22 protein-coding genes are annotated in these 23,665 nt (G+C 67.9%); 16 read left to right on the plus strand and 6 right to left on the minus strand.

All coding sequences use genetic code 11. From position 1 onward, the window contains the following. Window positions 1–35: 35 nt before the first annotated feature. The 5 genes from ACFCV3_RS39905 to ACFCV3_RS39925 all read right to left on the minus strand — a co-directional run bounded on the left by ACFCV3_RS39905 (window position 36) and on the right by ACFCV3_RS39925 (window position 5,207). On the minus strand, window positions 36–2,252 hold the full coding sequence (locus ACFCV3_RS39905) for an NADP-dependent isocitrate dehydrogenase (protein ID WP_376039937.1): 2,217 nt from the start codon (window positions 2,250–2,252) through the stop codon (window positions 36–38). Between the two features lie 99 nt (window positions 2,253–2,351). Beyond that, on the minus strand, window positions 2,352–3,020 hold the full coding sequence (locus ACFCV3_RS39910; RefSeq protein WP_376039940.1) for a pentapeptide repeat-containing protein: 669 nt from the start codon (window positions 3,018–3,020) through the stop codon (window positions 2,352–2,354). A 46-nt stretch (window positions 3,021–3,066) separates the two neighbouring features. After that, on the minus strand, window positions 3,067–3,909 hold the full coding sequence (locus ACFCV3_RS39915) for an ROK family protein (RefSeq protein WP_376039943.1): 843 nt from the start codon (window positions 3,907–3,909) through the stop codon (window positions 3,067–3,069). Window positions 3,910–3,945: 36 nt separating this feature from the next. Continuing rightward, window positions 3,946–4,677, minus strand: coding sequence for a hypothetical protein (locus ACFCV3_RS39920; RefSeq protein ID WP_376039945.1), 732 nt, complete (start codon window positions 4,675–4,677; stop codon window positions 3,946–3,948). After that, a complete protein-coding gene (locus ACFCV3_RS39925; RefSeq protein ID WP_376039947.1) occupies window positions 4,674–5,207 on the minus strand; it encodes a SigE family RNA polymerase sigma factor in 534 nt (177 codons plus the stop codon). The genes ACFCV3_RS39920 and ACFCV3_RS39925 overlap by 4 nt, the downstream gene beginning before the upstream one ends. A 76-nt stretch (window positions 5,208–5,283) precedes the next feature. Between ACFCV3_RS39925 and ACFCV3_RS39930 the strand changes: the two genes are divergently transcribed. From ACFCV3_RS39930 to ACFCV3_RS40005, 16 genes are all read left to right on the plus strand, one after another. Continuing rightward, window positions 5,284–6,117, plus strand: coding sequence for an alpha/beta fold hydrolase (locus ACFCV3_RS39930; RefSeq protein ID WP_376039949.1), 834 nt, complete (start codon window positions 5,284–5,286; stop codon window positions 6,115–6,117). A gap of 228 nt (window positions 6,118–6,345) precedes the next feature. Next, window positions 6,346–6,876 carry a hypothetical protein gene (locus ACFCV3_RS39935; RefSeq protein WP_376039952.1) on the plus strand — a complete coding sequence of 177 codons (531 nt, stop codon included), beginning with the start codon at window positions 6,346–6,348 and terminating at the stop codon, window positions 6,874–6,876. A gap of 58 nt (window positions 6,877–6,934) precedes the next feature. Continuing rightward, window positions 6,935–7,615: a YcnI family protein gene (locus tag ACFCV3_RS39940; protein WP_376039954.1), complete on the plus strand. Its 681-nt coding sequence runs from the start codon at window positions 6,935–6,937 to the stop codon at window positions 7,613–7,615. A 2-nt stretch (window positions 7,616–7,617) separates the two neighbouring features. Continuing rightward, the gene (locus ACFCV3_RS39945) at window positions 7,618–8,130 is read left to right on the plus strand and encodes a copper resistance protein CopC (RefSeq protein WP_376039956.1); all 513 of its coding nucleotides are present in this window, start codon (window positions 7,618–7,620) and stop codon (window positions 8,128–8,130) included. 281 nt (window positions 8,131–8,411) lie between these two features. After that, window positions 8,412–9,242, plus strand: a complete 831-nt coding sequence (locus tag ACFCV3_RS39950; protein WP_376039958.1) for a CopD family protein — start codon at window positions 8,412–8,414, stop codon at window positions 9,240–9,242. 46 nt (window positions 9,243–9,288) lie between these two features. Further along, window positions 9,289–9,795, plus strand: a complete 507-nt coding sequence (locus tag ACFCV3_RS39955; RefSeq protein WP_376039959.1) for a MarR family winged helix-turn-helix transcriptional regulator — start codon at window positions 9,289–9,291, stop codon at window positions 9,793–9,795. Between the two features lie 123 nt (window positions 9,796–9,918). After that, window positions 9,919–12,147 carry a discoidin domain-containing protein gene (locus tag ACFCV3_RS39960; RefSeq protein ID WP_376039962.1) on the plus strand — a complete coding sequence of 743 codons (2,229 nt, stop codon included), beginning with the start codon at window positions 9,919–9,921 and terminating at the stop codon, window positions 12,145–12,147. Between the two features lie 259 nt (window positions 12,148–12,406). Then, window positions 12,407–13,945, plus strand: a complete 1,539-nt coding sequence (locus tag ACFCV3_RS39965; protein WP_376039964.1) for an ABC transporter substrate-binding protein — start codon at window positions 12,407–12,409, stop codon at window positions 13,943–13,945. Then, window positions 13,946–14,884: an ABC transporter permease gene (locus ACFCV3_RS39970; RefSeq protein ID WP_376039967.1), complete on the plus strand. Its 939-nt coding sequence runs from the start codon at window positions 13,946–13,948 to the stop codon at window positions 14,882–14,884. Continuing rightward, window positions 14,881–15,678 carry an ABC transporter permease gene (locus ACFCV3_RS39975; RefSeq protein WP_376039970.1) on the plus strand — a complete coding sequence of 266 codons (798 nt, stop codon included), beginning with the start codon at window positions 14,881–14,883 and terminating at the stop codon, window positions 15,676–15,678. Before ACFCV3_RS39970 ends, ACFCV3_RS39975 begins: the two co-directional genes overlap by 4 nt. A 179-nt stretch (window positions 15,679–15,857) precedes the next feature. Continuing rightward, the gene (locus ACFCV3_RS39980; protein ID WP_376039972.1) at window positions 15,858–17,360 is read left to right on the plus strand and encodes an ABC transporter ATP-binding protein; all 1,503 of its coding nucleotides are present in this window, start codon (window positions 15,858–15,860) and stop codon (window positions 17,358–17,360) included. Then, window positions 17,357–18,409: a pyridoxal-phosphate dependent enzyme gene (locus ACFCV3_RS39985; protein WP_376039975.1), complete on the plus strand. Its 1,053-nt coding sequence runs from the start codon at window positions 17,357–17,359 to the stop codon at window positions 18,407–18,409. The genes ACFCV3_RS39980 and ACFCV3_RS39985 overlap by 4 nt, the downstream gene beginning before the upstream one ends. Before the next feature lie 10 nt (window positions 18,410–18,419). Continuing rightward, window positions 18,420–19,175, plus strand: a complete 756-nt coding sequence (locus tag ACFCV3_RS39990; protein WP_376039978.1) for a phytanoyl-CoA dioxygenase family protein — start codon at window positions 18,420–18,422, stop codon at window positions 19,173–19,175. Further along, window positions 19,172–19,975: a Rossmann-like domain-containing protein gene (locus tag ACFCV3_RS39995; RefSeq protein WP_376039979.1), complete on the plus strand. Its 804-nt coding sequence runs from the start codon at window positions 19,172–19,174 to the stop codon at window positions 19,973–19,975. The genes ACFCV3_RS39990 and ACFCV3_RS39995 overlap by 4 nt, the downstream gene beginning before the upstream one ends. Beyond that, window positions 19,972–21,237: an MFS transporter gene (locus ACFCV3_RS40000; RefSeq protein ID WP_376039982.1), complete on the plus strand. Its 1,266-nt coding sequence runs from the start codon at window positions 19,972–19,974 to the stop codon at window positions 21,235–21,237. Before ACFCV3_RS39995 ends, ACFCV3_RS40000 begins: the two co-directional genes overlap by 4 nt. A gap of 20 nt (window positions 21,238–21,257) precedes the next feature. Beyond that, window positions 21,258–21,944: a DUF1707 domain-containing protein gene (locus tag ACFCV3_RS40005; RefSeq protein WP_376039984.1), complete on the plus strand. Its 687-nt coding sequence runs from the start codon at window positions 21,258–21,260 to the stop codon at window positions 21,942–21,944. Window positions 21,945–21,981: 37 nt separating this feature from the next. Here ACFCV3_RS40005 and ACFCV3_RS40010 read toward each other — a convergent pair whose 3' ends face one another. After that, on the minus strand, window positions 21,982–23,664 hold the full coding sequence (locus ACFCV3_RS40010) for a dolichyl-phosphate-mannose--protein mannosyltransferase (RefSeq protein WP_376039987.1): 1,683 nt from the start codon (window positions 23,662–23,664) through the stop codon (window positions 21,982–21,984). Window position 23,665 lies beyond the last annotated feature (1 nt).

Consider the following 23,665-nt stretch of genomic DNA (forward strand, 5'->3'; position numbering starts at 1 on the left):
CAACAGCGCTCAAGGCATCCTTAACGCGCCTTAATTTACAAAGAAGCGAGCGCGTCGTTCCAGGTCTTCGAGGGGCGCATGATCGCGGCGGCCTTGGCCGGGTCGGGCTGGTAGTAGCCGCCGAGGTCGGCCGGCGAGCCCTGTACGGCGATCAGTTCGTCGACGATGGTCTGTTCGTTGGCGGCCAGGGTTTCGGCGTGCTTGGTGAACAGGGCGGCGAGCTCGGTGTCGTCGGTCTGCGCGGCCAGCTCCTGGGCCCAGTACAGGGACAGGAAGAAGTGGCTGCCGCGGTTGTCGATACCGCCGACGCGACGGGTCGGTGACTTGTCCTCGTTCAGGAAGGTCGCGGTGGCCCGGTCGAGAGTGTCGGCGAGGATCTGCGCCTTGGCGTTGCCGGTCGCCTGCGCCAGGTGCTCGAAGCTCGCGGCCAGGGCGAAGAACTCACCCAGGCTGTCCCAGCGCAGGTAGTTCTCCTTCACCAGCTGCTGCACGTGCTTCGGCGCCGAGCCGCCCGCGCCGGTCTCGAACAGACCGCCGCCGGCCATCAGCGGGACGACCGACAGCATCTTCGCGCTGGTACCCAGCTCGAGGATCGGGAACAGGTCGGTCAGGTAGTCGCGCAGCACGTTGCCGGTCACCGAGATGGTGTTCTCACCGCGGCGGATCCGGTCCAGCGACACCTTGATCGCCTCCACCGGCGCCAGGATCTTCAGGTCCAGGCCCTCGGTGTCGTGCTCGGTCAGGTACTTGGTGACCTTGGTGATGATCTGGGCGTCGTGGGCGCGGGTCTCGTCCAGCCAGAAGACGGCCGGGTCGCCGGTCGCGCGGGCCCGGGTGACGGCCAGCTTGACCCAGTCGCGGATCGGGTCGTCCTTGGTCTGGCAGGCGCGGAAGATGTCGCCGGCCTCGACGTCCTGCTCCAGTACGACGTCGCCCGCGCCGTTGACGAGGCGGACGACACCCGCTGCGGCGACCTCGAAGGTCTTGTCGTGCGAGCCGTACTCCTCGGCCTTCTGGGCCATCAGGCCGACATTCGGCACCGAGCCCATGGTGGCCGGGTCGAACGCCCCGTGCTCACGGCAGTCGTCCAGGACGACCTGGTAGATGCCGGCGTAGCTGCTGTCCGGCAGTACGGCGAGGGTGTCGGCCTCGGCGCCGTCCGGGCCCCACATGTGGCCCGAGCTGCGGATCATGGCCGGCATCGACGCGTCGACGATCACGTCGGACGGCACGTGCAGGTTGGTGATGCCCTTGTCCGAGTCGACCATCGCGAGCTTCGGGCCGTCGGCGAGCTCGGCGTCGAACGAGGCCTTGATCGCGTCACCCTCGGGGAGGTCGGCCAGGCCGTTGAGGATGCCGCCGAGGCCATCGTTCGGGGTGAGACCGGCCTTCGCCAGCGTCTCGCCGTACTGGGCGAAGGTCTTCGGGAAGAAGGCGCGGACCGCGTGGCCGAAGACGATCGGGTCGGAGACCTTCATCATCGTGGCCTTCAGGTGCAGCGAGAACAGGACGTCGTTCGCCTTCGCCTGGGCGACCTTGGCGGTCAGGAACTCGCGCAGCGCGGCCACGTGCATGACGGAGGAGTCGACGACCTCACCGGCGAGGACCGGGACCGACTCGCGCAGCACCGTCGTCGTACCGTCGGCGGCGACGTGCTCGATCCGCAGCGAATCGTCGGCCTCGATCACCGTCGACTTCTCGGTCGAGCGGAAGTCGTTCTCGCCCATGGTGGCGACGTTGGTCTTGGAGTCCGAGCTCCAGGCGCCCATCCGGTGCGGGTGGGTCTTGGCGTAGTTCTTGACCGAGGCAGGGGCGCGGCGGTCGGAGTTGCCCTCGCGCAGTACCGGGTTGACCGCGGAACCCTTGACCTTGTCGTAGCGCGCCTGGATCTCGCGCTCCTCGTCGGTCTTCGGCTCGTCCGGGTAGTCCGGCAGCGCGTAGCCCTGGGCCTGCAGCTCGGTGATCGCGGCCTTCAGCTGCGGGATCGAGGCGGAGACGTTCGGCAGCTTGATGATGTTGGCTTCCGGCGTCTTGGCCAGTTCACCGAGCTCGGCCAGCGCGTCCGCGATCCGCTGCTCTTCCTTCAGGAACTCCGGGAAGAGGGCGATGATCCGGCCCGCCAGCGAGATGTCGCGGGTCTCGACCCCGACACCGGCCTGCCCGGCGTACGCCTGGATCACGGGAAGGAACGAGTACGTCGCCAGCGCGGGCGCCTCGTCGGTGTGGGTGTAGATGATCGTCGAGTCAGTCACAAGCCCCACCTTAATGGGCCCTCAGTCCGGGTCTGCCTGCACGTGGGCAGGCTCACTCCACACCGCTGACCGTGGTTGGGCGGGTTGGGGGTCAGCGAACTAGCACTGGTCGGGGTGGGTGAGCGTGATTCCGGCTGCGGTGGTGACCGCGGTGGCGAAGGTGAGGGTGTCGATGGGGGAGGAGGCGGCCACGGTGGCGCCGGCGAGGAAGGCCAGCCCCTTGGCCCCGTCCCAGGTGCAGTCCACGAAGAGCGCTCCGGCAGCCTTGACCTGGGAGAACTCCGCCCCGCTCAGATCACACTGCCGGAAGACCGCGCCGCTGAGATCCGCCGAGACGAAGTCCGCATTCTGCAGGCGGCAGTCGGAGAGCTCGACCTTCTGGAACTTCGCGAACCGGAACGACGCGTAGTCCAGCAGGCTGTCCCGCACGGTCGTGTGCTGCAGGCTCATCCCCGGACCCGCGAACCCGGTCATCCGCGAGGAGACGATCGCCACCCGCGTCACCGCCGCATCCGACCACCGGGCGTTCGCCACATCACAGTGCAGCAGCTCGCTGTCCACCAGAATCAGCTTCTCCAGATCCGACCCGGCCAGCCTGCCCCGCGTCAGCCGGCACCCCCCGATCTCCAGATGCTCGACCTCCAGATCGCTCAGGTCCGCATCCTCCACCCCCAGATCCAGCAACCGGGTCTCATCCTCGATCTCCTCCGGCATGACGGAGTCCAGCTGAGCACGCAACCGGGGGCCGGCGATCTTCCGAGAAGCCATACGAGGAACGTAGCCGGGGCCACCGACAGCCAGATGGGGTCGGCCGTCAGGCAGTGCGGAGGGAGTGGGCGGCGGTGCCGATGATGGCGGCGTGTTCGGTGTCGGGGGTCGCTACTACGTCGAAGTCGAAGACGTCGTGGACGAGGTCGAAGGCGCCGGAGATGGAACCGCCGAGGACCGTGCGGGTGACGCGGAAGCGGTCGATCCAGGGGGTGAGGGCTTCGGCCAGTACGGCGAAGCCGTCGCGGAGGGATTCGGAGGCGGCCTGCTCGCCGGCGCGGGCGCGGTCGGCGATCTCCTTCACGCCGATGCCGGGCTCGTCGGAGCCGGTGCGGGCGAAGTAGCGGTGCAGAAGGGCGCGGCCGGAGATCGAGTCCTCCAGCGGGTGGCCGTCGTAGTCGGTGCGGTAGAGCTCACCGCCGGGCGGGACGCTGCCGCCCTCACGAACCACGTGACCGTCCGCGAGGAACGCCGTACCGATGCCGGTGCCGACTGTGACGCCTGCGCAGCGCTCGACGCCGCGGGTCAGGCCGGCCGTCCACTCACCGACAGCGAAGGCCTCGGCGTCGTTCACGAACTTCAGCCGGTCCAGGTCGAGCTCGGCGCGCAGCGCTTCCCCGAGCGGGAATCCGTACAGCGCATCGAACTTCGTCTGACCCTGCCACCAGCCCACGCCGGCGCTGTAGTCGAACGGCCCGGGGATAGCGATCGCCAACCCGTCGAGTGTCGGCAGCTTGCGGGCGGCTGCTGCCAGCTGCCCGACCACCGCCTCGGCCGCCTGCTGTGAAGCCAGGTCGATCCGATCCACCACTTCGACCCGCCACCCGTCCGGCGCTACCACCGCCGCGGTGACGTGACTTCCCCCGACCTCCAGAACCGGCACATACATGCCGCCATCATCCCTGACATCGGATGTCTGGCGCGATCACCACGTCCCGAAGCTGATCCTGTGCCCGCTCGGCTGGTACGACGCCACGCTCACCTCGGGCTGCGGACCGGGCCACGGGGCGTGCTGGACGGTCCGGTAGAGGTAGTACGTGCCGGCGATGCTGGCTTCACCGACCACGGTGGGCGAGGCGAACGTGGTGATCTTGGAGTTCACGGGGAGGAGCCGCTGGCCGATGCCGCCGACGGCGACCAGAACCGTCCCGCCGTCGCTGACGTAGGTCCGGCCGGCCACCGTGACCACCCTGGTCTTGGAGTCGATCGGGGTCACCCGGACGACGATCCCCTTGCGCTGGGCGAGCGGGAGGAAACCGGCCGGTACGTCGGGCTGGGTGACGCAGTAGGCGACCTGATCCGGGTTGTCGGGGTCACGCCGCAACGAGGCCGAGCCGTAGTCGTCGATCGCCGACCTGACCTCCGGCCAGGTCCAGGATTCCTTCCCCAGCCGGCGACCGCTCGACGTGTCGCACTGCTTGTAGGCATCCTGCAGCCGGCTCGGCAGACCGGCGACCGGGGCCTCGCGCTGCTGCAGGACCAGGCCGGTCCCGGCGGTCAGCACGACGAGCACCGTCAGCACACTGGCCGCGACCCCGAGGTTGCGAACCCGGTTGCGGCGGCGGCCGGCGGCGACGATCGCCTCCGGGTCCGGCGTGAAATAGTGGTCGGAGCGGTCACTCTCGCGCTCCATCAGGGCCTTGAGTTCTTTGGTCATGTCAGCCTCCCAACCCCGGCGAGTTCGGAGAAATGGGCCAGTGCGGGGTTTTCGCGCAGCTTCTCCAGCGCACGCAGGGTCTGGCTCTTGACTGTTCCGGGACGACAGTCGAGGGCCAGGGCGGTCTCTTCGACGGACAGCTCGTCGAAGTACCGCAGTACGACGCATGCACGCTGGCGGGGTGGCAGGGAGGCGAGAGCCTGGGTGATCACGAGCCTGTTCTCGAGTACGCCGAGGGGATCGGAGCTGTCCTGCTCAGCCGTGAAATAGGTGTCACCGCCGACCACCTCCTGACTGGATTTGCGGCGCAGCCCGTCCAGGGTGGTTGAGACGACCACCTTGCGGGCGTACGCGCCGACGCTGCCCTTGCGCTGGATCCGGCCCCAGATCCGGTACAGCCGGATCAGGGCTTCCTGGGTCGCGTCCTCGGCCCGCCGCCAGTCCCCGCACAGCAGGTAGGCGGTCCGGCACAGAGCGTTGGCCTGATGGCGTACGAAGTCCACATAGTCCTGCTCGTCAGCACTTCTCATGCTCGGCCTCCCCACCCATAAGCACGAAACGTGGTGGGCGGCCACGCAGGTTGCACGATGCGGCACACTTTCTTTCGTGCCTGAATTCATGGTCGACGGCGTGCGGGTCACCTACCACGTCCACGGGACCGGACCGGTCTGTATTGCCCATTCGGGCGGACCTGGTGTCCACTGGCCGTACCTGCGGATGCCGTATCTCGAGGACCGGCTGACGATGGTCTACCTCGAGCCGGTCGGGACCGGGAGCTCCGATCTCCTGCCGGGCGGGGACTACTCGATGGAGGTCTACGCGTCGTTCGTCGGCAAACTGGCCGACCATCTGGGGGAGTCCAAGGTCTTCGTGCTCGGGCATTCGCACGGCGGATTCGTCGCGCTGCAGACCGCGCTCGACTTCCCGGAGCGGCTGAACGGGATCATCGTCTACGACTCGATGGCGTACAACGGGCCGGAGCTCGGGGCCCAGGCGTTCGCCAACATCGAGAAGTACGTCGCCTCCCGGCCCGAGGGCGACGCGCTGGCCGCCCAGGTGCTGGCCGCGTGGAACGAGTCGCCGACCGGACACGACGAGCAGCTCGACGCCCTGGGGCGGCTGCTGCCGGTCTACTTCAAGGACTTCGAGGCGATCGATCCGCAGCTCACCGAGTGGAAGAAGCTGGTCGACATCACCGTCGATCCGGACCGCCGGGATGCCCAGTGGGACATCCGCCCGCGGCTGGGTGAGATCGCCGTACCGACGCTGGTGATCGTCGGGGTCGCCGACTTCATCTGCCCGCTGAACTCGGCGCAGGAGCTGGCCGACGGGATCCCGGGCGCGGAGCTCGTGGTGCTGTCCGGAAGCGGGCACTTCGGTCACGTCGAGGAGCCCGCGATCTTCCGCGACGCCGTGCTGAAATTCGCCGCCACGCACTGAGAGGGTGTCTGGGAACCCCACGCCTACTGCGCAGCACTCGGCACGGCACCTCGCCGCACTGGTGCAAAGGCCACGATGGAAAAACATCGAGGCCTCCGCCCCAGCACGCCGATGCACCGCACCGAGCACTTGCTCGCTACGGCGTGGAGTTCCCAGACACCCTCTGAGTGAACCGCTACCCCCGGCCAAAACGTAGAGTTGTTTCATTAGGCCGGTGAGGGAGGACACGTGCGCGCGCAAGCCGGTACGACGTCCGTGGTCGCGGCGCTGAGTGTCGTGGTTGCGGTGGTCGGTCACGCGCTGGCGGGTGGCGGTCCGATTCCGCTGGCGATGGTGGCGCCGTTGCTGGCGTTGACGGGTGTCTGCTGGCTGCTGGGTGAGTACCTGGCGGATGAGCCGGTGCTGGTGGTCGTCGTACTGGCGGGTGTGCAGCTGTTCGTGCACGTGACGCTGGATGCGGCCCACCATCCGATGCCGATGTCGTCCGGGATGGGCGGCAGCGTGCTGATGACGTTCACGCACTTGGCCGCGTTGAGCGCTGGGGTGCTGGCGGTCGGACGGGCTCACGAGTGGGGCCGGCGGGTGGCCGGGATCCTCGCTCGGTTGTGGCCGGTGGTTCCGGAGGTCACGGTCGTGCGGCCGATGAGCGCCGTACAGGTGGCTGTGGTGCCGGCGCCGCGGATCGTACGGCGCTGGGTCGGATCGAACGTGTCGCGGCGCGGACCGCCGGTGGTCGGAGTGGACCCAGTCCTGCTCTGACCGGCCGCGTGCTCGCGGTCGGGTTCATCCCGTCTGACCGCGAAAGGTTCTGACTGCCATGTTCACAAAAGTCTTGCTGCGGGGCGGCGCGATCGTTGTGGCGTCCACGCTGGTGCTGGCCGGTGCGGCTGGGTCCGCGTCGGCGCATGTCACGGTGTCGTCGCCCGATGCCAAGCCCGGTGGGTACGCGAAGCTCGTCTTCCGGGTGCCGACCGAATCCGATGACACCTCCACGACGAAGCTCGTTGTCTCGCTGCCGAAGGACCATCCGTTCGCGCATGTCGGTGCGCAGGTGAAGGATGGCTGGAAGGTCGAGAAGACGACCGAGAAGCTGGCCGCGCCGGTCAAGGTCGGTGACGTGACGCTGTCCGAGGCGATCACGACGGTGACCTGGACTGCGGTGAAGAGTGGGATCCCGGCGAACGACTTCGACGAGTTCGCGCTGTCGGTCGGTCGGTTGCCTGAGAAGGTGGATTCGTTGAGCTTCCCGGCGGTCCAGACCTACAGCGATGGTGAGGTGGTCAAGTGGGACGCCCCGCGGACCGAGGGTGCCGAGGCACCCGAGCACCCCGCACCGGTCCTGAAGCTGGCCGCTGCGATCACGCCGGTGGCCGCGGCTACGGACACCTCGAAGAGTTCGTCCGATCCGTTGGCTCGTGGTCTCGGCGGCGCGGGCCTGCTGCTCGGGCTGATCGGGCTCGGTCTCGGACTGCGGCCCCGCAAGAAGGTGCAGTCGTAGTCGTGCGCCGTCTCACTGCTCTCCTCGTCGTGTCGCTGCTGGCCCTGGTGGTCTCCACCGGGCCGGCGGCGGCGCACGCCAAACTCGAGTCGATGACACCGGCCGACGGTTCCTCGATGCCCGCCCCACCGACCAAGGTCGTGCTCACCTTCAACGAACCGGTCGGCAGCAACGGCACCCAGATCCAGGTCAAGTCCCCAGCCGGGGTGAACGTTGCCACCGGCAACCCCCAGGTCCTCGACAAAACCGTCACCCAGCCGGTCGGCGCCATGATCGAAGCCGGCCGCTACCAGGTAGAAGCCCGCGTAGTCTCCGCCGACGGCCACCCCATCACCATCAGCGCCGGCTTCACCATCACCCACGCCGGCCACGCCCCCGACGCACCCCCCGTCGACCCCACCACCAACCAAACCCCCACCAACTCCAACACCGTCACGGTCGTGGCCATGTGCCTGGTGATGCTCGTAGTAGTAGCCCTCGCCATCGTCATAGTCCGCCGCCGCCCAGCCAGATGAACCACCACAACCAAGAGCCAAGCCCGGCCGCACCAACGGATCCTCAGCCCGGCGCGTCGCCTCAGCCCTCGGACGAGGCTCTTGTGACGCCCTCTCCCTCCAATGTGCCTTCGGGTCCGGAGGCGGTGGGGGTGCAATCACGTGGCGTGCAGCTGAGGGTGGTTGGTGGAGGGGTTGTTGCGGCGGTTGTCGTGTTGGTGGTTGCTTTGGTGGTTGGGGGTGGCGCTCCGGAGCGGGCTCCCCAAGGTTTGCTGGGGGCTGGGTTGCCTTTGGGGTGGACGGTGCCTGGGTTGCGGTTGGCGGCTGATGGGGCGGCGATCTGGGTTGCGAGCGCTGTGCTGACGGCCGGGTTGTTGCTCCCGGCAAGTGATGTGGTTCGGGCCTGTCAGGATGCGGCGATTGCGGCCGGGGTCTGGGCCGTGGCGAGTATCGGGGGACTGATCGCGTCCGCCGCCGTGATCCTCGGGATTCCGCTCTCGCATCTCGCCGAGCATGCATCGGTGGCCGGCGAGTTGCCCCAGGTGCGGGCACTCGCGATCTCCGTCGTACTGACTGCAGTCCTGGCAGTCGTCCTCAGCGGCGTGCGGACTGTCCGTGGCGCGCGGATCGCGTTGGGGTTGACCGCGCTGGCACTCATCCCGCCCTTGCTGACCGGCCACGGCGCCATCGAGCGAGCAACGGTCTGGTCGATCACCGCGACCTCCTCGCTCGTCCTGCACGTGTTCGCGGCAACCGCGTGGATCGGCGGACTGTTCGCCGTACTGCGTTATGCCCGCACCCGCGCCGCCGTCGAACGCTTCAGTACCCTCGCACTGGCCGCCGCCATCACCATCGGCATCACCGGACTACTCACGGCCGAGATCCACCTAGGCGGCCGGGCCGACGGCTGGGGCTTGATCACCCAATGGGTCACGACCGGGTACGGCGCTCTCGTGTTCGCCAAGGCGGTTGCTTTCGCAGCGCTCGTCTTCGTGGGGTGGCGGCATCGGCAGTCCACCTTGCCGACGCTCTCCACGGGCAACCCCGCCGCATTCCGACGACTGGCGGTCGGCGAACTGATCCTGATGGCAGCGACCGTCGGCCTCGCCGTGGCCCTGTCACGCACCCCCTGACGCGCGGACTCGGTGATATGTCAACAGATGTCCGTACACTGGTCCAATGACGGAACCACGCTGGCTGGACGCGCGCGAGGCGCAGCTGTGGCAGGCGTACCGTGACACGCAGCGTGAGCTGACGCGGGTCCTGGAGGGCCGGCTGATCAGCAACTCCGGTTTGTCCGGAGCCGACTACGCCCTGCTGCACCCGCTCTCCACCGCCGAGGGCGGCGTCCTGCGGACCCGCGATCTCGGCCGTTCGGTCGGGTGGGAGCGGAGCCGGCTGTCGCACCAGGTCAGCCGGATGGAGAAGCGCGGGCTGGTCAGCCGCGAGGAATGTACGTCGGACGCCCGGGGCTCGATGGTCCGCCTGACCGACCTGGGCCGGAAGGCCGTCGAGGCAGCCGCGCCGGATCACGTCGAGGCGGTCCGCACCTACTTCTTCGACCACCTGAGCACCGACGAGCAGCAGCAGCTCACAGCTCTGTTCGAGCGCGTCCTGCAGGGGATCCCCTCCCCGGCCTGCCCGGCCGCGGAGTGCGAGGACCCCGTCGCCGACTGCACCGAATAAGCAGTTCCCCCGGATGGGGGAAGCGAGGGGATCCCCCGCCCGGGGGAAGAGTTTGATGTGCGTTGAAGAGGGTGCGGTGGGCAGGTGCCCGTGCGACGGTTGCCGGGCACGGAGGGAGTGCTCATGCGGAGAATCGCCGCCCTGGTTCTGGCAAGTGTCATCGGTACGTCGGCTCTGGCCGTCCCCGCGAAAGGTGTGCCAACTGAGAGGGCTGTGCCGGCTCAGACGGTGCGGAATCTCGCGGTCGGTGCCACTGCGACCGCGAGTGACAGTCTCACCAAGTTCGAGCCTGGGAAGGCGATCGACGGCAACAGTTCGACGTACTGGGCCGCCTCGAACGAGGCGATGCCGAAGTGGCTGCGGGTTGACCTCGGTCGCGTTCGTCAGCTGACCTCGGTCGAGCAGAGCTTCAAGGATGTGGACACGCACTCGTTCCTGATCGAGGGAAGCGTCGACGGGAACGGCTGGACAGCGTTGCTGGATCGGCGCGCGGGGGCTCGCGGTCACGTGTTCACGCAGCCGGTGACCGGCTCCTATCGGTATGTGCGGTTGACGGTCACCGGTTCGGTGGCCGGTCGCTGGGCCGGCAGTACCGAGTTCGCCGTCAACGGGTACGACGACGAGCCGCGCAATCTCGCTCGTGGTGTCTCGGCCACGTCGTCGTCACTCGGTCCCGGGTACGAACCGTTCAAGGCGGTCGACGGCGACCCGGCGACGTACTGGGGTGCGGAGAAGCCGGATCTGCCGCAGTGGCTGATGCTTGACCTGGGCAACGATATTGCGGTCAGCCGGATCGAGCAGTCGTTCGTCGACAACGACCGCTGGAAGTTCCGGGTCGAAGGGTCGCGCGACAAGAGCAGCTGGCAAACCCTGATGGACAAGGACGAAACCGGCCGCGTCTTCGGGCAGGACGTCACTGGCACCTATCGCTACATCAAACTCACCGTGTTCAGCAGCGGCGCCGGCCACTGGGCATGCAGTCAGGAGCTCAAGGTCTTCGGCGCTGGTGAGCCGGTGACGACCAAGTGGTGGGAGGACCGCTCAGGCGTGATGCGGTTCTATCCGATCTGGCAGCGGCTTCGGCTGGACGCGATCACCGCCCAGCTCGATTCCCTCAAGGCGCGAGGCTTCCGCGCGATCGAGCTCTCACCGGTCAACGACGGCGACCGCGATCTCTGGGCCGGGCTGCCGGTGATGGATCTCTACACGATCGACCCGGAGATCGGCACCATGCAGGACTTCGAGGAGCTGCTGGCGGCTGCGCATGCTCGCGGTCTGAAGGTCATCATCTTCACGAATCCCGGCTACGCGTCGGTCAACTCGCCGTACTTCCAGAAGGCCGAGGACGACTTCCGCAGAGGTGTTGAGAGCGCCGAGCGCTCCTGGTTCGACATCCGCAAGCAGCCGGGGGAGTACCCGGAGAAGTGGCACTACAGCGAGCGCGCCCAGGGCTACTACTGGGGGACGTGGGACAAGAAGGCGCCGTCGTTCAACTACTCGAGTCAGGCCTGGCTCGACAAGACCCGCCACTACCTACGGTTCTGGATGGACAAGGGGATCGACGGGATCGCCCTCGATGCGCCGAACGTCTACCACACCTCGACTGTCGAGAAGAACAACTACGCGATCACCGACGTGCTCCGGAACTACGACACGTTCATGAACGGCGAAGGCGTCCGTGAGCCGGGGTACATCTACGACTGGCACTACAACAGCCTGCAGGACTACACGATCACGCAGTGGGGCGAACCGCCGGGGCAGGGCAGCAGTGCGATCCTGAAGGCGATCGACTCCGGTGATCCGAGCGGTCTCGAGGACACGCTGAAGAACTACCGAGACCTGATGGTGAACGCCGGCGGCATCACCCAGACCGCGCCGAACTGGGGCCGGGCGAACTATCCGGTCGACTCCCGGCTGCTGGAGATCGCGATGCTCACGTCGATGGGCACGCTGTTCTACCTGCACAACGACTACTACACGATCCTCCCGCACGAGCAGGAGATCCCGGATTGGACCCCGGAGCAGCGCGCGATGCTCGACAAGCTGATGCGTGCCCAGAACGCCTCCCCGGCGCTGGCGCCACTGGGTCTGCGCGTCCGGATCCCGACCAACGACGACCACAAGTACTACGCCTACAAACGCCTCAACAAGGACGGTACGGCGAAGGCCCTGGTGCTGCTCAACTTCCGCAACACCGCTCAGACCGTCTCCGTCGACCTGACCGGCACCGGGATCGCCACCTCGCAGACCCCGACAGATCTCGTCGAGTCGAAACCGGGCCCGCCGATCACGGGTTCGACGTACCAGGTCCGCCTCCCGGCCTTCGGCTTCACGATCCTGTCGGTGCAGTAACCCTGGGGGCGGACCTGGGGGCCATCACAAGTGGGTCCGGTGGGGCGAGTTGAGCCTGAGGGCGGTCGTGGCCGGGTGATTGTGATGGCGTGGCGGTCCGGCGCCCGGTGGAGGGCCCGGCTTGGTGACGGGGAGTGGTGGGGGGCGGGATGCGTCAGACACGCCGTTACGGAGAGCAGTTGGTGGGGTGGGGCGGAAAGAATGAGGGCGTCCCGTTCAGATGCGCGCTGAATTGACAATCGTTTTCACTAACGTGAGGATGGTGCGCGTGTCCAATGCGCTGAATCGACGAGGATTTCTGGGCCTGGCCGGCGCGTTGGGGGTGGCGGCGCTGAGTGGGTGTGGCGGCGGCAGTCCCGCGTCCCAGCCGAAGGCCGGCGGCCGTTTGCGGGCCGTGTATGCCGGCGGTGGGGCGAAGGAGGTGCTCGACCCGCACGTGCAGAGTTTGTTCGTGGACATCGCCCGGCACAAGGCGATGTACGAGAAGCTCGTGGAGCTCGGGCCGGATCTGAAGCCGGTGCCGCGGCTCGCGGAGAAATGGGAGCACGACGGCAAGGCGCTCACCTGGCGGTTCTCGCTGCGGGACGCGACCTTCCACGACGGCAGCAAGCTGACGGCCGAGGACGTGCTCTACAGCCTGGCCCGGATCGCGGACCCCGCCGTACCGGATCGCGTCGCGCAGTCCTCGCTGGCGACGCTCGACCTGCGCCGGTGCAAGGCGGTCGATCCGCGGACGGTCGAGCTCGTGCTGGCCGCGCCGAATGCGGAGTTCCCCGCGTTGCTGGCCGGGATCGGGACGCAGATCGTGCGGGACGGGTTCAAGGACCCGACCAAGCCGGTCGGGACCGGGGCGTTCAAGTTCGTCTCGTTCGAGGCCGGGCGATCGATGGTCGCGAGCCGGTACGACGGCTACTGGGACGGTACGGCGAAGATCGAGGAGCTGCACGTGTTGTCGGCGGACGCCGAGGCGCGGGCGAACGCCGTACAGGGTGGGCAGGCGGAGTATGCGAACGATATGACCGCGACGTTCGCCCGGACCGCCGAGGCCGGAAAGTCGGTGCGGATCGTGGCCGCGAAGGCGAGCACGATGCAGGCGTTCGTGATGAAGGTGGACCAGGCGCCGTTCGACAACCCGGATGTGCGGCTGGCGTTCAAGTTGCTGGCGGATCGGCAGCGGCTGGTCGACGTCGTACTGGCTGGCCGCGGGACTGTCGGGAACGACCTGTTCGGCAAGGGGTTCCAGTACTACCCGGAGCAGTTGCCGCAGCGGGAGCGGGATGTCGACGAGGCCAAGGCGCTGCTGAAGAAGGCCGGGCTGGTGAACAAGGAGATCGAGATCTTCACCGCCGATGCGTCGGCCGGGTTCGTCGAGGCGGCCACGCTGTTCGCCGAGCAGGTGGCCGAGGCCGGGGTGAAGCTCAAGGTGACGACCGGGAGTCCGCAGACCTACCAGAAGGACCTGCTGACGAAGGGTGCTATCGGCAACCATCGGTCCGGGGCGATGCCGATCCCGCAGTATGTGACCGATCGGCTGCTGTCGAAGTCGCCCTTCAACGTGACGCACTGGCGCAAGCCGGCCTTCGACGCGGCCTTCGCGGCGGCGCAGGTGCAGACCGACGAGTCTGCCCGGTCGGCCAAGTACGGCGAACTGCAGAAGACCCTGCACGATGAGGGCGGGATCCTGGCTTGGGGTCTGCCCGACTACCTGGTCGCGGTCTCGCCGAAGGTCCAGGGGGTGGAGGCGGTGCCGCCGAACACTGTCGACTTCGGCCGGTTCGACAAGGTGTGGCTGGCCTGAATGCGGTCGTACGCCGCTGGGCGGGCCGCACTCGCCGTCGTTCAGCTCGCGGTGTTGTCCGTACTGGTCTTCGTGCTGACCTCGCTGTTGCCGGGGGATGCGGCGGACCTGCGGTTCACCGAGACGCTTTCGCCGGAGCAGGTGGCGCGGCTGCGCGAGCAGCTTGGGCTGGATCAGCCTGCGCTGGAGCGGTTCGTGCACTGGTTCGGTCAGGTGCTGACGGGTGATCTCGGTACGTCACTGATCAGTGGTGGGCCGGTGAGCGCGATTGTGCGGGATTCGATCGGGGCCACGCTGGTGCTGACGTTGGCGACGCTCGCGGTGGTCATCCCGCTGGCTGTTGCCTTGGGCATCCTGATGGGGACCCGGGAGAACGGCCGGCTCGATCGCGCGATCACCTCGGTGACGCTGGCGCTCAGCGCGATCCCGGACTTCGTGATCGCGGTCGTCCTGGTGGCAGTCTTCTCGCTGAAACTCGGCTGGTTGCCTGCCACCTGGATCGGCAGTTCGCTGCTCACCTCGCCGGTGTTGCTGGTGCTGCCGGTGACTGTCCTGCTTGGTCGGACCGTCTGCCTGCTCTCACGCCAGGTCCGAGCAGGAACCATCACTGCGTTGAACGCGGACTACGTCGTACAGGCACGTCGGCTCGGGGTGCCGCGACGGCGGTTGCTGCTCCGGCACGTGCTGCCGAACGCCGCCGTACCGGGTGTTCAGGAGCTCGCGCGGACCGGCGACACGCTGCTCGGTGGAGTCCTGGTGGTGGAAGCGATCTTCGCCATCCCGGGCTTCGCCACCGCGTTGGTGGATGGGGTGGAGACTCGCGATATCCCAACGGTGCAAGGGTTGACGCTGGTCCTGGCCGTTGCTGCACTGTTGATCAACCTGGGCGCGGATCTCGTCTGCAACCGCTTGGTGCCGCGAACGGAGTTGCTCCGATGAGGGCGCGCATACCGTTGGCGATCTCGGCGCTGCTCGTGGTCGTGCCACTGTTCGTCGCACTCGTCGGACCGCTGATCTCGTGGGACACCAAGCCCGGACTGCCGTACTCCACGGAAGGTGTGCTCGGCACTGATGGGTTGGGCCGGGATGTTCTCGGGCTGTTGCTGGTTGGCGGGCGGACAGCTCTCGGTGTGGCGTTCGGCGCGGTCCTGATCGCCTATCTCGTTGGCGGGTTGATCGGGCTGGTGGCGGCGTCGACCCGGCATCGGTGGCTGGACGAGGTGCTGATCCGGCCGCTCGACGTACTGCTCCCGTTGCCGTCCTTGCTGGTGATCAGCGTGGTCGCGGTCGGCTGGCAGGCGTCCGCGCCGGCGATCACGCTGGCCGTTGCCATGGTCAACGTTCCGACCGTGGCCCGGTTGGTGCGGGCGGCCGCGCTGGATGCCGCGAGCTCGCCGGTCGTCGAGGCGCTCCGGATGCAACGCGAGTCGTGGGCAACCATCCAGCTCGGGTACGTCGGACGCGCGGTCATCGGGCCGGTGGCGGCCGACATCGGTACCCGGATCACGCTCGCCGTCTTCCTGGTCGCCTCGGTCAACTTCCTGGGCCTCGGCCTCAGCCCGACCGCCGCGGACTGGGCAGTCAGCGTCTCCCGCAACCGCGAAGGCCTACTCCTGCAACCCTGGTCAGTCCTGGCCCCAGCCCTCCTCCTAGTCTCCTTCACCCTAGGCTTCAACCTCTTGGCCGACCGCCTGGTCCACCGCACCCGCCGCCTGGCGGTGAGCCCGGCATGAGCGACCACCAAGGCGCCCCGCACCCGGGAGCCGACGCCGCCACCCCGCCCCCAAGCGCGTCACCTGCGGGTGACTCCATCCCGGACACCGCTCGTCTGGTCTCCTCACCACATAAGGGTGAATCGAGGGTGGTTGCGCGGGTACGAGGGCTTGGGGCTTCTGCCGGGTCGGCTGTGCTGGTGGATGGGGTTTCCTTCGACGTGTTTGCGGGGGAGGTTACTGCGCTTGTTGGGGCGTCGGGTTCGGGAAAGACGACTTCGGCGCTTGCGTTGTTGGGGGAGAGCGGGAACGGGATCCGGCTGGACGGGCAGGTGGTTGTCGACAGCGAGACTGTTGTTGATGGCAACGGGCCTACCGCAGCAGCTGGCCGCGTTCGGGGCCGCGTGGTTGCTTATATGCCTCAGCATCCGGGGAGTGCCCTGAATCCGGCCCGTCGGGTCGGTGCGACGTTGCGTGAGTTGGAGCGGTTGCATCATCCCGGTGAAGCAGTGGTGCAGGATGCGCTGCGGGGTGCTCAGGTGCCGGGAGATCGGGAGACCCTGCGCAGGTTTCCGCATCAGTTCTCGGGTGGGCAGCGGCAGCGGGTTGCGTTGGCGCAGGCGTTGACCTGCCGGCCGAAGGTGCTGGTGCTCGACGAACCGAGTACCGGGCTCGACTCGATCACACGGCTCCAGCTGGCGGGCGAACTGCGCGAGCTGGCCGAGGGTGGTCTCGGCATCTTGTTGCTGAGCCACGATCTCGGTCTGGTCCGCGAGCTCGCGACCCACGTCGTCGTACTGAACGCCGGCCAGGTGATCGCCACCGGCGGCGCCGACGTCCTCCCGCCCAGCTGGGAACCGCAATCCAAGGGGACCGCCGCGCCCGGTCAGCCGTTGCTCCAGGCAATGAATCTGTCCGCTTCGATCCGTCCCCGCGGCCGCATCGCAGTCCTGCGTGACGTCGATCTCACAGTCGAGTCGGGTAGCAGTGTCGGCGTGGTCGGGCGGTCCGGCAGTGGCAAGACGACGCTCGCCCGCTGCCTGGCCGGCCTGCACGAACGCAGTACCGGCCAACTCCTGCTCGACGGTGAACCACTCCCGGTCCTCCGCAAGCGCACCCGCGAACAGAACCGCCGCGTCCAGTACGTCTGGCAGGAAGTCCGCGGTTCCTTCGACGAACGCCGTCCGGTCGACCAGCAGGTGGCCCGGACCGCCCAACGCCTCCGCGACGTAGCGCCGGACCAAGCGCACGCCGAAGCGGTTGCCACCCTGGCCCGCCTCGGCGTCTCCGCGATGACAGCGGCCCGTCCGCCGAGCCGCTTGTCCGGTGGCGAACTCCAACGTGCAGCGCTGGCACGAGCCGTGCTCGCCGAGCCCGACGTACTGATCTGCGACGAGATCACCACCGCACTCGACGACGATGGTACGGCGCTCGTCGTCGACCTGCTCGCCGAGCTGAAGACCCGCGGTACGGCGCTGGTCTGGATCGGCCACGACCTCGGTCTGGTCGCGGCGGTCACCGATCACGTGCTGGTGATCGACGACGGCCGCATCGTCGAACAAGGCCCACCCGCGACCGTGATGACCGAACCGCAGCACGAACTGACCCGGCGGCTGGTGAGCGCAGCCCGCCTGGGTCGGCCCGAAACACCGCCCACCCCGCCCTCCGACACTGCCGACACGAGGAGCGAACCGCGGCGATGAAGTCTGCGCGACTGCACGATCACCTGGCGGAGGCGATCAAGGACCCGGACCCGATCAGGGTCGGGGACGACCTGATCTGCCTGCGGTTCGAAACCATGAAGGTCTACTCCGCGCTCGGCGCCGTCCGGCATCTGCTGGAGACCGGCGTGGTCCGGCCCGGGGACACGCTGATCGACAGCTCGAGCGGCATCTACGCGCACGCGCTCGCCCTGGCCTGCCACCGGTACGGGATGCGCTGTCACATCGTCGGTTCGACCACGGTCGACCGGACCCTGAAGATCCAGCTGGAGATCCTCGGCGCGACCGTCGAACAGGTCCCGTCGTCGAACAACCTGCACCTGGACCAGAACCTGCGGGTCCGCCGGATCGGCGAGATCCTGCGGGACAACCCGACGTACCACTGGATGCAGCAGTACCACGACGACATCCACTACCTCGGGTACGGCGCGGTCGCGGATCTGGTCGCGGAGCTCGTGCCGGACGGGCCGCTGTGCCTGGTCGGCGGGGTCGGGACCGGGGCGTCGACCGGCGCGATCGCGGAGTACCTGCGCAATCGCGGGCGGGACGTGAATCTGGTCGGCGTGCAGCCGTTCGGGAGTATCACGTTCGGGGCCGGGCACACGAAGGATCCGGAGATGATCATCGCCGGGATCGGCAGCTCGATCGAGTTCCGCAATGTGCGGCACGAGCTGTACGACCGGCTGCACTGGGTGTCGTTCGACTACGCGATGTCGGCGGCGGTCGATCTGTTGCGGACGTCCGGGGTGTTCGCCGGGCTGTCGGCCGGCGCGTCGTACCTGACCGCATTGTGGGAACACGCCTGTGACAGCACCCGGACCCACGTCTTCCTGGCCGCCGACACCGGCACCCGGTACGTCGAGTCCGCTTTTTCCCGTCATGCCGAGGCTTTGCCGATGGCGTCGATGCGGCCGCGCGAGATCGATTCCCTGGACGAGCTCGCGGTGCCGTGGTCGGCGATGTCCTGGGACCGCCGGGAACCGGCCGTGAGCCGTCGGGTGGAGTTTCCATCCGCGACCCCGTCGCATTAACGTAGGTGAGGTGACGGGGTATGTGCTGCTGGAATCGTTGTTCACGGCTACGGAGGTCGAGCGCCTCCGGAGCGTGGCCGAGCAGGTCCACGTCGAGGTCGTTGCCGCGGCCGAAGCCGGTGAGACCGACGTGACCGTCTGGCCGGACGGGCACCGGCTGGAGAAGGTGCGCGGTACGACGATTCACTGGGAACCGGACGCGGTCGGCAAGGCGGTCCGCAGCCTGTCGCCGGTCTCGCAGCTGCACCCGGCGCTGGACGAGCTGTGGGACGAGCCGCGCCTCGTCGAGCCGATGAGTTCGTTGATCGGGGCAAAGGCCGGCCGCTTCGTCGCGAAGCTGAACTTCAAGCGGGCCGGGGTCGGCTCGGAGTTCGCCTGGCATCAGGACTTCCCGTACTGGTACTGCTGCGCCGGTGACGCGGCGTACGACATCGCCACCGCGATCGTCATGCTCGACGACAACACCGTCGCGAACGGCGCCATGACGCTGATCCCGGGCAGTCCGTCGGAGGGCCCGGTACGGCGGGATCCGCTGGAGCCGACCGGATTGCTGGTCGACCCAACCGCCGTTGACGTTGGCCGCGCGGTCACCGTCGAGGCGCCTGCGGGTTCGGTGCTGATGTTCCCCGGGCTGATGGTGCATCGCTCGGCTCCCAACCGCACCGCCACCGATCGCCGTTCCCTCCTGTACTGCTTCCAGCCTGAAGGTCGTCCCGAGCTGTCCGCCCTCACCTACGACCCCGAAAGGCTGGCCCGCCTGCCATGACCGTTTCCGAACTCACCCAAGCCGTACTGGATGGCACCCACGGTCCCGACCCTGCCAGTATCTCCATCACCAGTGCGTTCTGGCTCCACCACACCACGCGGCTTCCGGGTGCGGACGTCACCTATCGCAACTACTACGTGCTGCTGCGGGTGGGTGAGGTGTTCGGTGCCTGCTCATTCGAGTCCGGTGAGCTCGACCCGACGTACTGCGCGGACACGTCCGGTCGCACGTTGGCCGACGTACTGCGGTCTGACGATCCACTGCCGGTGCGCATCGCCGCGCTGGACGCCTACCTGGCCGCGGTCGAGCCGCATCACCTGGCAACTCGTGCTGAGGAAGTCGTTCTGCCGGCTGGTACGCCGGATGTCCGGGCCCGTGCTCGGGATGCTGCTGTGGCTGGGTTGCTGGACGTTGCCGACGGCACCAAGGTTGCGTTGATCGGCGTGGTCAATCCGTTGGTGGACGCGATCACTTCCCGTGGTGGCGTCTGCCTCCCGTGTGACTTCAATCTCCGCGAAACCGCGTCCGGATTGCCGGTATCCCGCGACATGCTCGAAGTGATCGACGCGGCCGATGCCGTCGTCGCCACCGGGATGACGTTGTCCAACGGCTCCTTCGACATCCTGCTAAGTCGTTGCCGTGAGCAAGCGAAGCCACTGGCCATCTATGCTCAGACCGGAAGCGCCGTCGCCCGCGCCTTCCTCGGTTCCGGCGTCACTGCCCTCTCCGCCGAACCCTTCCCCTTCTCGCAGTTCTCCGCCCGCCCCACGTCCCTCTACCGCTACAGGATCGACGAATGAACACCCCACCCCAAGGTTCGTTGCCCGCAGCCCCCGTGTTGTCGCCAGGCGGCGGCGCGCTACCCAGTAGACCCATCGACGAAGTGCCGAGCGACTGGCGGATGGCTCGTCGGCTGTGGCCGTTCCTGCTGGCATCCACCGTGAGTCTGATTCCGTTCACGGTGTTCGGGATGTACCTGGTCCCGATCGCAGCGGCGGCGGACGGGAATGTGGCGGAGATCGGCGGGCTGCGGGGGCTCGGTGGTCTGGCTGCGTTGGTCGTCGGGTTCGCGCTGGCGCCGTTGATCGACCGGTTGGCGCGGGAGTTGGTGGCGGCCGGTGGGTTGGCGTTGCTGGGTGTGTCCGCACTGCTGGGTGCCATCGGCAACGTTTGGGCGCTGGCGACGTTCTGCCTGTTGATCGGGGCCTCCACCTCGGTCCTGGCGCCGTCGATCGGTGCGGCTGCTGCGGATCGGTTCCGGACGCCGGCTGCGGCGGGGCGGGCGGCGACGCTGGTGTCCGCGACCACCTCGGCGATGGCGATGCTCGCTGCGCCGGTGCTCGCCGTACCGGGGATCTGGTGGGGCTGGCGCGGCAACCTGATCGCGGCCGCGGTGATCTCGCTGACCCTGTCGGCCGCGTTCTTCTGGCGCGGTCGCGGCCGGACGGCGCCGCTGCGGGCTGATGGTGCACCGCGGATGAGCTACCTCGCGACGTACCGCGAGCTGGGGCGGATCCCAGGCGCCGTACCGCTGCTCGTGATCGCGATGCTGCGGACCGCGGCCTTCATGGGTTACCTCGCGTACCTGGCCGCGTTCTACGACGAGAAGTTCGATCTGGCGCCCGGGTGGTTCGCGCTGGTCTGGTCGCTGAGTGGTGCGTCGTTCTTCATCGGCAACCTGCTGTGCGGCCGCTACCTCGCCCTCGACCGGCCGTGGATCGGGCCGGAGCGGATGCTGCTGCTCGGTCTCGGGGTCGCGCTCGTCAGTGTTTCGGCGTTCTACTTCTCGCCGACGATCCCGCTGACCTTGCTGCTGACCGCGCTGATGGGTGCCAGTCACGCGACCGTCGCCGCCTGCGTCACCACCCTGCTGGTACGGCGAAGTGGCGACCTGCGCGGATCGGCGCTGAGCGTGAACGCTGCCGGGATGAGCCTCGGGACGTTCCTCGGCGCAGCGCTCGGCGGTCTCGGGCTCGGCCTCGGTGGATACCCCGGCACGGCCCTGATCTTCGCCTCGATCACCCTGATTGCGGTCGTTTGCGCACTGCGCGTACGCCGTTAGGCGATATATCGTTCCGTCTTATGGAGAATCTGCCCGACCGCCCGAACCCGCACGCGCATCTGCGCGCGTCCGACATCGACCGCGACCAGGTCGTCGACGTCCTGCGGGACGCGCTGATGACGGGCCGGCTGAGCCAGGACGAACATGCGGAGCGGCTCGAGCAGACCCTGCAGGCCCGCACCCTCGGCGAGCTCGAGCCGATCACCAGCGATCTCCTGGTGCCCGACGGTCAGCAGTTGCCGCTCCCGTCGGTCGTGCCGGCCCGGGCGGTGTCGAACAGCCCGGTCCCGATCGAGGAGCCCGCCAACCCCGACGACAGCTTCACCACGATGGTCGCGATCTTCGGTGGGGTCGAGCGCAAGGGCAGTTGGCGGGTGAAGCGGCGTACCAATGCCTTCGCGGTGTTCGGCGGCCAGGACCTCGACATGACCGATGCCGTCTTCGAGGGCCGCGAGGTGACCGTCTGGGCGTTCGCGGTCTTCGGCGGCATCGACCTCACCGTCCCCGAAGGTGTCACCGTCCGGAACGAGGGCGTCGGCATCTTCGGCGGCTTCGCGGCGAACGGCAGCGACACCCCGCACCCCGACGCCCCGACCGTCGTGGTCAAGGGCCTCGCCCTCTTCGGCGGCGTCGGCGGCCAGTCCGCCGCCAAACGCCACAAGAAACGCTTCCGCGACGGCCACGGCCACGGCCACCTAGGCCACTAACCAAAGGAGCTGTCGCCGCCGCAGGCGGTGTCCTTTGTCAGATCCAGGTCTTGAACCACATTCGGCTGAGCCAGTCGGGGTGGGGGAGGACCTTGTCGGTGAGGATCGGCCAGATGTAGGCGAAGTTGAGGACGACCAGGACGACGAAGGCGCCGACGATGGCGCTGCCGATCAGGCGGCGGGGGGCCGCGGTGCCTTCGGGGGTTCTGGCCGGTCCGAGGATCTTGCCGAGGACCAGGGCTACGGCCATCACGGTGAACGGGATCATCGTGACGGCGTAGAAGAAGAAGATCGGTCTGTCGTCGTAGGCGAACCAGGGCACCCAGCAGGTGACGAAACCGATCACCGGTACGCCGAATCGCCAGTCCCGCTGGCCTATCCAGAGCACCACCGCGGCGAGCAGGGCGAGAGCGCCGCCCCACCACAGGATCGGCGTACCGACGGCGGAGATCACCGACAGGCAGTTCGAGCCGGCTGGTGGGTTGCAGCCGGGGGAGCCGGGCTTGATGTCGTTGACGGCGTCGAACCCGATCGGGCGGGCGATGATCGGCCAGCCGGCCGGGTTCGAGGCGTACGGGTGGGTGGCCTTCTTGATGTAGTCGCCGGTGTGGAAGTCGTAGACCTCCTGGTGGTAATGGATCAGCGACCGGAAGTCGTCCGGGACCACCTTCATGATCCCGGTCGCCGGGTTCTTCGAGGCGTAGTCGTGGGAGTAGGCGTTGTCGTGCAGCAGCCAGCCGGTCCACGTCGCGGTGTAGGTGATCCCGGCGACCAGGACGATGCTGACGAACGCCGGGATGCCGTCGACCAGCACCGACTTCACGAACGTGAACCGCGACCCGAGCGCCCGGCGGGCCCCGAAGTCCCACGCGAACACCAGGATGCCGAACGCGGCCAGCACCCAGACCGCCGACCACTTGGTGCCGAGCGCGAGCCCGAAGCAGACCCCGGCCAGGATCCGCCACGGCCGGATCAGCAGCCAGCGGCCGAACTTCCGTGGACCGAAGTCGGTCTGTTGTTTGGCGAGCGAGTCGGCGTGCCGGCGGCGGGTCCAGTCCCGGTCACAGACCAGGCAGGAGACCGCCGCGACCAGCCAGAACGCGAGGAACACGTCGAGCAGCGCGACCCGCGACATCACGAAGTGCAGCCCGTCGACCGCGAGCAGCAGCCCGGCGATCGCACCGATCAGGGTCGACCGGGTCATCCGCCGTACGGTCCGGATCACCAGGAGAACAGTCAGGGTGCCGAACAGCGCCGGCATGAACCGCCACCCGAACGGCGTCATCCCGAACAGCTGCTCACCGGCCGCGATCATCCACTTGCCGACCTCGGGGTGCACGGTCAGGCTCGGGGTGTCCTTGAAGACGTCCAGGTTCCCGGCCAGGATCGCCTTGTCGGCGGCACCCTCGGGCTGGTCGATGAACTGCCGCGCGTACCCGAACTTGAGCAGGCTGTACGCGTCCTTGGCGTAGTACGTCTCGTCGAAGACGAACTTCACCGGGTTGGCCAGATCCCAGAACCGCAGGAACCCGGCCAGCGCCGTGATCACCAGCGTCGCGATCCAGCCGCCCTCGAAGTCCTTCGGCATCGCCGGATACAGCCGCTCCCGCAACGACGGCAACCGCCTTCCGAGCACATCCCTGCCCAGCGCCTCGCGCTCCTCGGCAGTGTCCCCCCGCCGCGCAGTCCCGTCCTCGATCAAGGCAGTCACGCCCGCCATC

This window comes from Kribbella sp. NPDC056345, assembly GCF_042262745.1.
GTDB lineage: Bacteria > Actinomycetota > Actinomycetes > Propionibacteriales > Kribbellaceae > Kribbella.

What these genes read in the sequence shown, in the direction of transcription:
- ACFCV3_RS40005 (WP_376039984.1), top strand. Translation starts at nt 21,258, where the DNA reads ATGGAGAATCTGCCCGACCGCCCGAACCCGCACGCGCATCTGCGCGCG.
- ACFCV3_RS39970 (WP_376039967.1), top strand. Translation starts at nt 13,946, where the DNA reads ATGCGGTCGTACGCCGCTGGGCGGGCCGCACTCGCCGTCGTTCAGCTC.
- ACFCV3_RS39960 (WP_376039962.1), top strand. Translation starts at nt 9,919, where the DNA reads ATGCGGAGAATCGCCGCCCTGGTTCTGGCAAGTGTCATCGGTACGTCG.
- ACFCV3_RS39975 (WP_376039970.1), top strand. Translation starts at nt 14,881, where the DNA reads ATGAGGGCGCGCATACCGTTGGCGATCTCGGCGCTGCTCGTGGTCGTG.
- ACFCV3_RS39995 (WP_376039979.1), top strand. Translation starts at nt 19,172, where the DNA reads ATGACCGTTTCCGAACTCACCCAAGCCGTACTGGATGGCACCCACGGT.
- ACFCV3_RS39915 (WP_376039943.1), bottom strand. Translation starts at nt 3,909, where the DNA reads ATGTATGTGCCGGTTCTGGAGGTCGGGGGAAGTCACGTCACCGCGGCG.
- ACFCV3_RS39910 (WP_376039940.1), bottom strand. Translation starts at nt 3,020, where the DNA reads ATGGCTTCTCGGAAGATCGCCGGCCCCCGGTTGCGTGCTCAGCTGGAC.
- ACFCV3_RS39965 (WP_376039964.1), top strand. Translation starts at nt 12,407, where the DNA reads ATGGTGCGCGTGTCCAATGCGCTGAATCGACGAGGATTTCTGGGCCTG.
- ACFCV3_RS39940 (WP_376039954.1), top strand. Translation starts at nt 6,935, where the DNA reads ATGTTCACAAAAGTCTTGCTGCGGGGCGGCGCGATCGTTGTGGCGTCC.
- ACFCV3_RS39955 (WP_376039959.1), top strand. Translation starts at nt 9,289, where the DNA reads ATGACGGAACCACGCTGGCTGGACGCGCGCGAGGCGCAGCTGTGGCAG.
- ACFCV3_RS40000 (WP_376039982.1), top strand. Translation starts at nt 19,972, where the DNA reads ATGAACACCCCACCCCAAGGTTCGTTGCCCGCAGCCCCCGTGTTGTCG.
- ACFCV3_RS39920 (WP_376039945.1), bottom strand. Translation starts at nt 4,677, where the DNA reads ATGACCAAAGAACTCAAGGCCCTGATGGAGCGCGAGAGTGACCGCTCC.
- ACFCV3_RS40010 (WP_376039987.1), bottom strand. Translation starts at nt 23,664, where the DNA reads ATGGCGGGCGTGACTGCCTTGATCGAGGACGGGACTGCGCGGCGGGGG.
- ACFCV3_RS39925 (WP_376039947.1), bottom strand. Translation starts at nt 5,207, where the DNA reads ATGAGAAGTGCTGACGAGCAGGACTATGTGGACTTCGTACGCCATCAG.
- ACFCV3_RS39985 (WP_376039975.1), top strand. Translation starts at nt 17,357, where the DNA reads ATGAAGTCTGCGCGACTGCACGATCACCTGGCGGAGGCGATCAAGGAC.